The sequence below is a fragment of the Comamonas suwonensis genome, assembly GCF_012844455.2.
Taxonomy (GTDB): domain Bacteria; phylum Pseudomonadota; class Gammaproteobacteria; order Burkholderiales; family Burkholderiaceae_C; genus Comamonas; species Comamonas suwonensis.
Genome location: NZ_JABBCQ020000036.1, coordinates 1 through 9,236, shown reverse-complemented (window position 1 = coordinate 9,236; position 9,236 = coordinate 1). Strand labels below are relative to the sequence as shown.

The following is a 9,236-nucleotide window of genomic DNA, read 5'->3' as shown; positions in this document are numbered from 1 at the left end:
CATACAATCCCCCTCTCTTTTTTCTCCTGACCCCATGCATCCTCTCCGCCTCTTTTCTATGACTGCCCTGGTGGTTGCGCCCATGCTTTTGACCGGTTGTGCGACTGAAACCTCGCAGGCCGTCAGCGCTACTCAAACCCAGAGCGCCACCCGTAGCTACCATGGCACCCGCAGCCCGATTGCCGTCGGCAAATTCGACAACCGTTCCAGCTACCTGCGCGGTGCATTTTCCGACGGTGTCGACCGTCTGGGCAGCCAGGCCAAGACAGTTCTGATGGCCCACCTGCAGCAGAGCAACCGCTTCAGCGTTCTGGATCGCGACAACATGGCGGAGATCAAGCAGGAAGCCGCCATCCAGGGAACAGCACAGCAGCTCAAAGGCGCCGACTATGTGGTGACTGGCGACATTTCAGAATTCGGTCGCAAGGAAGTCGGTGACAAGCAGCTGTTCGGCGTGCTCGGCCGTGGCAAGACCCAGACGGCTTATGCCAAGGTCACGTTGAACATTGTGAACATCCGCACCTCGGAAGTCGTGCGCTCCGTTCAGGGCGCGGGCGAGTATCAACTGTCCAACCGCGAAATCGTGGGCTTTGGCGGCACCGCCAGCTATGACTCCACCCTCAACGGCAAGGTGCTGGATCTGGCGATTCGCGAAGCCGTCGATCGCTTGGGCGAAGCCGTTGACGCTGGCGCACTGCCAGCACTCTCAGGCAACCCCACACGACGCTGAAAGACAGGCGGACCATGAAATCTTCCTCGGCAATCCACATGGGCAGCGCTGTTGCGCTGGCCATTCTTCTGACGGGCTGCGTCACGGCGCCTCAGCCGCTTTACAGCTGGAACAGCTACCAAAAGCAGGTATACAGCTACCTCAAGAGCGACTCACCGGCCCAGGAAGAGCAGATTCTGGAAATGGAAAAAGGCATGCATCAAGCTGCGGGCACAGGCACGCGACTGCCTCCCGGCTATCAGGCCCACCTGGGCCTGCTGTACCTGAATGCTGGCCGCACCGACCAGGCGCTGGCGGCCTGGGCGCAGGAGAAAAAACAGTTTCCCGAATCGACCCAGTACATCGACTACCTGGTCAGCAATATGAAGAAAAACGGGGCCTGACATGCATACGCCACTCCTATCACGCGCGCTCAAATGCGGCGCGGTGCTGGCGCTGAGCGCATGGCTTGCAGGTTGTGCCACCCAGCAAACCAGGGATTACAGCGCCTACCGTGCTGCCAAACCGGCATCCATTTTGGTACTGCCGCCGGTCAATGACGCCCCCGAAGTTCAGGCCAGTGCCAGCGTGCTTTCACAAGCCACGCTGCCCTTGGCCGAAGCCGGTTACTATGTGATGCCGGTCACGCTGATGAGCGAAACCTTCAAGCAAAACGGTCTGGAAATCGCAGGCGATATCCATGAGGTTGCACCTGCCAAGCTCAAGGAAATTTTTGGCTCGGATGCGGCTCTGTACCTGCGCGTCACCAAGTACGGCACCACGTATCAAGTGATCCAGAGCACCACGATCGTCAGTGTCGAAGCCAGACTGGTGGACCTGAGAACGGGCGATTCCCTATGGGATGGCCGTGCCACTGCATCCAATCAGGAAGGTGGCAACAACTCCGGAGGCGGCCTGATCGGCATGCTGGTGACGGCGCTGGTCAATCAGATCATCAGCTCCGCCACCGATGCGTCGCACCCTGTCGCAGGCCTGGCCACCAACCGCCTGCTAGCAGCAGGTGGCCCCAATGGTTTGCTGTACGGCCCTCGCTCGCCCCTGTACGGCAAGAACTGAAGCGGCATAAGTTCAGCTCAAAAACAATAGCTTCTTGCACACTATTCATAATGATTTCAGATGGATTTACCCTTGAATTCAATATGAGTCGAGCGCCACTAGCTATGAATTAAAGAGTCGCCGCAAACCTGCATGCACCTCCTCGGATGTGCATTTTTTATGGTGCAGAGAATTGCGGGCGCTGTTCCAGCATCAAGCGATACAGGGCCTGTGCTGGCAAAGACAGACTGCGCTCCCGCCGCCGCACCAGATAAATTTGCCGCTCCATCCCCGGCAAAGACAGCGGCCGCGTGATCAAGCCCGGTTTGTCGAAATGAAACAGCGATAGCGCCGGCACCACGCTGATGCCCAAGCCTGCATGCACCAAGCCCATCACCGTGGCCAGCTGCTCCACCTCGACCAGGGTATGCATGCTCTGCGGAAAAAAAGCCGCATCCAGATACTGGCGCACGCTGCTGTGGCGCGCCAGGTGCACAAAAGGCCAGGGCAGCAGATCCGCCACCTCCAGCCTGTCCTGCGCCGCCAGCGCATGGTCTTCACGGCAGACCAGGTGAAAGTCGTCGCTGCAAAACGGCTCGGCCTGCAGATCGGGGGTATCGGCGCGGATGGCGGCCAGGGCAAAGTCGGCCTCGCCATGGGCCACGGCGGCGATGCAGGGCTCGGAGAGCACATCGAGCAAGGCCAAGTCCACCCCAGGGTGTCGTGCCATGAATTGCGCCAGCACCGGCGGCAGCCAGCCCGCGGCCAGCGATGGCAGCAAGGCCACCGCCACATGGCCGCGTGCCAACTGGGCCGTGTCGCGCATGGCTTTGGCGCAGTCCTCCAGCTCGGCCGCAATACGCTGGGCCGAAAGCAAAAAGCGCTCGCCCTCAGGTGTTAGCAGCACATGGCGCGTGCTGCGGTCAAACAGCTGCAGGCCCACACTGGCCTCCAGCGCCTTGATGAGCGCACTGAAGGCGGGCTGCGACAGATGGCAGCGCGCCGCCGCGCGGGTGAAGTTCTTCACCTCAGCCAGAGCCAGAAATGCCTGAATATCGCGCGCCGAAAGATTCATCTGCCTTCCAAATCAATTCATCTTAATTATCGATTTCACAGCTTACTAAAGCCTTCCTATAGTGGTCAGCAGGAGATTCCATGACATCACCCACGCCCCACCCCACCCCCTTGCTGATCGGCTGCGCCGCCGGATTCTCGGGCGACCGCATCGATGCCGCCGGCCCGGTCGTACAGGAGCTGATTCGCCAGGCCCAACCGGCGGTGCTGATTTTCGAGACCCTGGCCGAGCGCACGCTGGCCCTGGCCCAGCTGGCACGCCAAAGCGACCCCGATGCAGGCTTTGAGCCGCTGATGCTGGATTTTCTGCGGCCGGTGCTGGCTGACTGTCTGCAACACGGCATTCGCATCGTCAGCAACTTCGGCGCCGCCAACCCCGCGGGTGCCGCGCGCGCCATTGCCCGCCTGGCACAGGAGCTGGGCCTCAAGGCGCCACGCATTGCCGTGGTCCATGGCGATGATTTGAGCGCCCCTGAGCAGCGCCCCCTGCTGCAGCAAGCCTTGGCCGAGCGCATGCCCAGCCAGCCGCTGGTCAGCGCCAATGCTTATATCGGTGCGCGCCCGATTGCCGATGCGCTGCAAGCCGGTGCCGATATCGTGGTCTGCGGCCGCGTGTCGGACCCCTCTTTAGTCGTAGGCCCGGCCATGGCCCACTTTGGCTGGGCCTGGGATGACTGGAACCGGCTGGCCCGCGCCACCATGGCTGGCCATCTGCTGGAATGCGGCACCCAGGTCAGCGGCGGCTATTTTGCCGATCCAGGCTACAAAGAGGTGCTTGGCATGGACCGCTTGGGTTACCCAATTGCCGAGATCGATGCCGACGGCCATTGCAACATTTTCAAGCCCCAGGGCACGGGCGGCTGCATCACAACGGCCACCATCAAGGAGCAGTTGCTCTACGAAATCCATGACCCGGCCCAATACTTCACGCCCGATGTCGTGGCCGATATCACCCAGGCCGAAGTCATTGCCCTGGCACCCGACAAGGTGCGTCTGCAAGGCGTGGTGGGCCATCCACGGCCAGCTACGCTCAAGGTCAATGTCTGCTATGCCACGGGCTGGTTTGCCGAAGGCGAGATCTCCTACGCCGGCCCTCGCGCCGCCGAACGTGCCCGTCTGGCTGGCCAGACCATCGCGCAGCGCCTGAACGGTATTGCGCCGCTGCGCACTGATTTGATTGGCGTGACCAGCGTCTGGGGCAACGATGACAGCGACTGGCTTGATCACGCCGATCTCAGCCAGGCCTCCGCCGATGTGCGCCTGCGCATGGCCTGGCAACACGAGGAGCATGCCACCGCTGCCCGCCTGCCCCGCGAGATCAATGCCCTGTATTGCTGCGGCCCGGCCGGGGGCGGTGGTGTGCGCACCCATATGCGCCAGCGCCTGGGCCTGACCTCCTGCCTGGTTGCGCAGGAACAGATACGCACCGGATTCCAATGGGCCGAGCCGCAAGATGCCCAGAACACCCAGGAGGCCAGCCATGTCTGAGTCCCGCAACACAGTCGCCATTCCGCTGTACCGCCTGGCCCATGGCCGCACGGGAGACAAAGGCAACCGCTCCAATATCAGCGTCATCGCCTGGCATCCGGATTTCTGGGAGCTGATCTGCGAGCAGGTCAGCGAGGACGCCGTGCGCGCCCTGTTTGCCGACCGCCGCCCAAGCCAGGTCAAACGCCATCTGCTGCCACAGCTACAGGCCATGAACCTGGTGCTGGACGATGTGCTGGATGGAGGCGTCAATGACGCCCTCAATCTCGACAGCCATGGCAAGACCCTGTGCTACCGCGTGCTGCAAATGCCCATCTGCATACCGGCCGAACGCATGCCGCAGCTGCGGCCCTATCTGGCCGGTCCGGCCGACAACGAATAGACGACATAGATCGCCTCGACCTTTCCACAACAACCATCCGATCAGGAGACAAAACCATGACCTCTTTCACACGCCGCGGCCTGCTGGTCAGCAGCATCGCCCTCGCCTTTGCGCCCACGGTTTTTGCGCAAAGCGACTATCCGAGCAAGCCCATCACCTTTGTCGTGCCTTTTGCAGCGGGCAGCGCCACGGACCAGCTGGCACGGGCGCTGGGCCAGTCCATCACCGAGAAAACCAAACAGCCGGTGGTGGTGGAAAACAAGGGCGGAGCCAGCGGCATGATTGCCGCCCAGGCCGTGGCCAAGGCGCCGGCAGACGGCTATACCGTGCTGATCACCACCAACACCACGCATGCGGCCAACGAACATTTGTACAAAAAGCTGTCTTATGACCCGGTCAAGGACTTCGCCCCGCTGTCCGGCCTGGGCAAGGGCGGCCAGGTGCTGGTCGTTCCGGCCGGCGCACCGTATAAATCGGTGGGCGAGCTGGTCGCTTTCGCCAAGGCCAACCCTGGCAAGCTGAGCTTTGGCAGCGGCAGCTCGTCCAGCCGTGTGGCCGGCGAAATGCTCAAGCAACTGGCGGGTGTGGATATCTTGCATGTGCCCTACAAAAGCAACCCGCTGGCAATTACCGACCTGCTGGGCGGACAGATCAATCTGATGATTACCGATGTCTCCACCGGCGTGCCCCAGATCAAGGCCGGTAAGCTGCGCGCCCTGGGCTACTCCACGCAAAAGCGCAGCGCCCAGCTGCCCGATGTGCCCACCATTGCCGAGGCTGGCGTCAAAGGCTATGACATGGGTTACTGGTTTGCGGCCTACGCCCCGGCTAACACGCCCGCCCCCGTGGTCGCCAAGCTCAACCAGTTGCTGAACAGCGCCGTGAGCAGCGCTGCCGCCAAGTCTTTCTTCGACATGTCGGGCTCCGAGCCCTGGACCACCACGCCGCAAGAGCTGTCGCAGTTCCAGGCCGCAGAAACTCAGAAGTGGGGCAAGGTCATCAAAGCGGCAGGCATCACGCCCGAATAAATGGCTGCATTCGCAGCGGGTCACCAACTGCCTAGCGCTGAGTTATGCCGCGCGCCAACGTACAAGCGATGCCTGCCACCAGATGCTTGTGGAACTCCGGCTCATCGCCACCGTTGCCTGCGGCAGGCCTGATGCCGAAAAGCATTGAATGGGTCACTTCTGTTTTCAGAGCATCAACTGCTTGCTACTCATAAGCTCCACATATACTTTTAGTGGTACTGATTGATTTACAAGCGCAAGCAGTTATCAAAAATGCACTCCATGTCCGTACATCGAGTGCATTTTTATGGGACGCGGCCGGCTTGATGCGGCACGGCTTCTACACTGGCGCCATGCCAAGCAATACGCCTCTCAATCCCTGCCTCTGCCCACTATGTGGCCAGGCTAACCAGTGCGCCATTACCTCTGGCCTACCGCCAGAAAGCTGCTGGTGCATGCAAACCCCAGTGTCCAAAGATGCGCTGGCCCAGCTGCCGCCTGAAGCACGCGGCAAGGCCTGTATCTGCCCGGTCTGCGCCCAGCCCGGCAACCCCGATTTCACGACCGACTGACTCTGCAGCCCATCTTTGCGCAGGTCAGGCACCCAACTACCCAGGAGACCTTGATGCCCACCTATCGCATTGAACTGTTTGAAGGCCGCAGCGTTGATGAAAAGCGCAAGCTGGCCGAAGCCATCACCCGCGTGACCACGGAAGTCCTGGGCAGCTCGCCCGAGTCCGTGGACATCATCATTACCGACGTGCCGCGCCACAACTGGGCCACGGCTGGCAAGCTCTGGTCAGAGCAGAGCTGAGAGCCGCACACCGTGTGACAAGCAGCCCTCGGGCTGCTTTTTTTGCGCCGTCTTACAGCCGCCCATTTATGATAGGTGTTTAAAAAATACATCCAGAAAGTCCTTACATGCCCACCTATCACATCGAAATGATGGAAGGCCGCACCGTTGAGCAAAAGCGCAAGCTGGTCGAAGAAATCACCCGCGTCAGCGTTGAAGTTCTGGGCGGATCGCCCGAGTACGTGGACATTGTGATCACCGACATCAAGCGCGAAAACTGGGCCACAGGCGGCAAGCTCTGGCTGGAACGCGAATGAACGCAGGCGCAAGTCAAGGCGGTGCATCCACCGCTGAGCTGCGCGCCCGTTACGGAGAACGTTACCGCTGGCTGCTTTTGCTGGCCGTGCTGGTCGGCGTGGTGGCGTCGGTTCTCCCCTCCACCAGCGTCAACGTGGCCATTCCGGCCATCAGCGCTTATTTCCACATCGGCCCGGCGCAGGCCCAGTGGATCACTTCTGGCTTTATGGTGGCATCCACCATCGCCATGCTGGTCACGCCCTGGCTGCTGCACCGCTTTGGCTACCGCCGCACTTATGTGGCCGCTCTCGTACTACTCACCATCGGTGCTGTGGTAGGTGGTCTGGCCCAGCACTACCCGCTGATTCTGGCTTCTCGCGTCGCTGAAGGCATTGCCGCAGGCATCATCCAGCCCATACCGGCCGTCATCATGATGAGTGCCTTCAAACCCCATGAGCAGGGCCGCGCTGGCGGGCTGTTTGGCATGGGCGTGGTGCTGGCCCCAGCCCTCGCCCCCGCGCTGGGCGGCGTGTTGACGGACTGGCTGGGCTGGCGCGCCACCTTCTTCATGGTTGTGCCTTTTGCACTGGTATCAATCTGGCTGGGCTTCAAACTCGTCCCCCACTCCTCCCCCGGCGGTGCAGAAGCCGGCGCGCAGAAAACACCGCTGGACTGGCTGGGCCTGACACTGGGCGGCGCTGGCACGGTCTGCCTGCTCAATGGTCTGGCACAACTGCACAGCCCTTCCAAATTGGCCGCCGCCGGGCTGCTCCTGGCATCGACTGTATTGCTTGTCGCCTTTGTGCTCTGGCAACAACGGCTGCTGCGTCAGGGTCAGAAGCCGCTGATGGATCTGCGCCTTTTCGAGTGCCGCCCGTTTGTCATGGGCTGCATCGTCTCCCTTATCTACGGTGCAGCAATGTACGGCTCCACCTATCTGCTGCCGCTGTTTATCCAGATGGGGCTGGGCCTGTCAGCCAGCTACGCCGGCAATCTGCTGATTCCCGCAGGGCTGGTACTGGCCTTTACCTTCCCCATCGTCGGCCGCATGGCAGACAAGCACCCCGTGCACTGGCTGGTCGGCATAGGCGTTGCACTGCTGGCCCTGTCCTTCGCTCTCAATATCTGGATTGGTACAACGACTCCGCTGTGGTGGCTGGCCGTCGTCATCATCATTGGCCGTATCGGTCTGGGCTTCATCCTGCCCAGCTTGAACCTCGGGGCCATGCGCCCGCTGGATCGCTCTTTGCTTCCCCAAGGCTCCAGCACCATCAGCTTCATCCGCATGCTGGGCGGTGCCGCCGGTGTCGGTCTATCCGGGATCATGCTGCAGTGGCGTATAGCAGTCCACGTCGCTGATAGCAACCTCAGCACTCAGGCGGCGCAACTGGCGGCTTTTCACGAGTGCTTTGCCATGCTCACCCTGCTCTGCCTGATTGCACTGGTTGCATCAATGCAGCTGCGCTCACCACAAGCCTTGAGCAGTCCCACCCCCAGCTAAGTTGCGCATAATTAAGCCATTGAGGTTTAACGGGCGCAGGCCCTTGAGAAAGCATCGCATGTGCCAGCTACTGGGAATGAACTGCAACACACCAACCGATGTGCGCTTCAGCTTTTCGGGCTTCACCCAGCGCGCAGGTAATACCGGCGACCATACCGATGGCTGGGGCATCGCCTTTTTTGAAGAAAAAGGCCTGCGTCACTTTGTCGATCACGAACGTGCGATCGACTCCCCCATCGCCAAGCTGATCCGCGAATATCCCATCAAAAGCAATAACGTCATTGCCCATATCCGCAAGGCGACTCAGGGCGTGGTCAGCCTGCAAAACTGTCACCCCTTTGTGCGCGAGCTCTGGGGGCACAACTGGGTCTTCGCCCATAACGGCGATCTCAAAAATTTCGCTCCCAAACTCCACGCACACTTTCACCCCATCGGCAATACCGACAGTGAATTAGCCTTCTGCTGGATCATGCAAGAGCTATGGAAATCTCATGCCGGTATCCCCAGCATTGAAGAACTCACCCACACCCTGCGCGAGCTGGCAGCCAAGATTGCGCCCCATGGCACGTTCAACTTCCTGCTCTCGAACGGCGAAGCTCTCTGGGCCCACGCTACCACCCATCTCTGCTACATAGAGCGGCAGCATCCATTTGCCCAGGCCCAACTCTGCGACGAAGACCTCAGCGTGGACTTCTCGCGCGAGACGACCCCGCAAGACAAAGTGGCCATCATCGTCACGACACCGCTGACCCACAATGAAACTTGGACACCCATACGTTCGGGCGAGCTCAAGGTCTTCAAACAAGGCCAGGGTCTCGACATCTGAGAGCTTTGCCCCCATAAAAAGAGAGCGCTGTGCGCTCTCTTTTTATGGGTTTGCAGGTATTTGGACTTTGAGTGCCAAGCACAGCCAGCGCAAGCAGCTGCGT

At 60.8% G+C, this 9,236-nt stretch carries 12 protein-coding genes; 11 read left to right on the top strand and 1 reads right to left on the bottom strand.

What is annotated here, in order from left to right; translation table 11 throughout:
- Window positions 1–34 precede the first annotated feature (34 nt).
- The 3 genes from HF327_RS21475 to HF327_RS21465 are packed head-to-tail and all read left to right on the top strand — an operon-like array spanning window position 35 to window position 1,786.
- On the top strand, window positions 35–730 hold the full coding sequence (locus HF327_RS21475) for a CsgG/HfaB family protein (RefSeq protein ID WP_198462385.1): 696 nt from the start codon (window positions 35–37) through the stop codon (window positions 728–730).
- 14 nt (window positions 731–744) lie between these two features.
- Entirely contained in the window at window positions 745–1,113 is a 369-nt protein-coding gene (locus HF327_RS21470; RefSeq protein WP_198462384.1) for a DUF4810 domain-containing protein, read from the top strand.
- Window position 1,114: 1 nt separating this feature from the next.
- Window positions 1,115–1,786, top strand: a complete 672-nt coding sequence (locus tag HF327_RS21465) for a DUF799 domain-containing protein (protein ID WP_198462383.1) — start codon at window positions 1,115–1,117, stop codon at window positions 1,784–1,786.
- 157 nt (window positions 1,787–1,943) lie between these two features.
- Here HF327_RS21465 and HF327_RS21460 read toward each other — a convergent pair whose 3' ends face one another.
- Window positions 1,944–2,840, bottom strand: coding sequence for a LysR family transcriptional regulator (locus HF327_RS21460; protein ID WP_198462382.1), 897 nt, complete (start codon window positions 2,838–2,840; stop codon window positions 1,944–1,946).
- 80 nt (window positions 2,841–2,920) lie between these two features.
- Here HF327_RS21460 and HF327_RS21455 point away from each other — a divergent pair, with 80 nt between their 5' ends.
- The 8 genes from HF327_RS21455 (at window position 2,921) to HF327_RS21420 (ending at window position 9,133) form a co-directional block, all read left to right on the top strand.
- Window positions 2,921–4,327 (top strand): acyclic terpene utilization AtuA family protein, encoded by a 1,407-nt coding sequence (locus HF327_RS21455; protein ID WP_198462381.1) that lies wholly within the window; start codon window positions 2,921–2,923, stop codon window positions 4,325–4,327.
- On the top strand, window positions 4,320–4,709 hold the full coding sequence (locus HF327_RS21450) for an AtuA-related protein (RefSeq protein WP_198462380.1): 390 nt from the start codon (window positions 4,320–4,322) through the stop codon (window positions 4,707–4,709). Before HF327_RS21455 ends, HF327_RS21450 begins: the two co-directional genes overlap by 8 nt.
- Window positions 4,710–4,765: 56 nt before the next feature.
- A complete protein-coding gene (locus tag HF327_RS21445) occupies window positions 4,766–5,737 on the top strand; it encodes a Bug family tripartite tricarboxylate transporter substrate binding protein (RefSeq protein WP_198462379.1) in 972 nt (323 codons plus the stop codon).
- A 305-nt stretch (window positions 5,738–6,042) separates the two neighbouring features.
- Window positions 6,043–6,288: a cysteine-rich CWC family protein gene (locus HF327_RS21440; RefSeq protein ID WP_198462386.1), complete on the top strand. Its 246-nt coding sequence runs from the start codon at window positions 6,043–6,045 to the stop codon at window positions 6,286–6,288.
- A 53-nt stretch (window positions 6,289–6,341) separates the two neighbouring features.
- On the top strand, window positions 6,342–6,530 hold the full coding sequence (locus HF327_RS21435; RefSeq protein ID WP_099735367.1) for a 4-oxalocrotonate tautomerase: 189 nt from the start codon (window positions 6,342–6,344) through the stop codon (window positions 6,528–6,530).
- A gap of 107 nt (window positions 6,531–6,637) precedes the next feature.
- Entirely contained in the window at window positions 6,638–6,826 is a 189-nt protein-coding gene (locus tag HF327_RS21430; protein ID WP_099735366.1) for a 4-oxalocrotonate tautomerase, read from the top strand.
- Complete coding sequence (locus HF327_RS21425; protein WP_198462378.1) at window positions 6,823–8,307, top strand: DHA2 family efflux MFS transporter permease subunit; 1,485 nt, start codon at window positions 6,823–6,825, stop codon at window positions 8,305–8,307. The genes HF327_RS21430 and HF327_RS21425 overlap by 4 nt, the downstream gene beginning before the upstream one ends.
- A 58-nt stretch (window positions 8,308–8,365) precedes the next feature.
- Window positions 8,366–9,133, top strand: coding sequence for a class II glutamine amidotransferase (locus HF327_RS21420; protein WP_198462377.1), 768 nt, complete (start codon window positions 8,366–8,368; stop codon window positions 9,131–9,133).
- Window positions 9,134–9,236 lie beyond the last annotated feature (103 nt).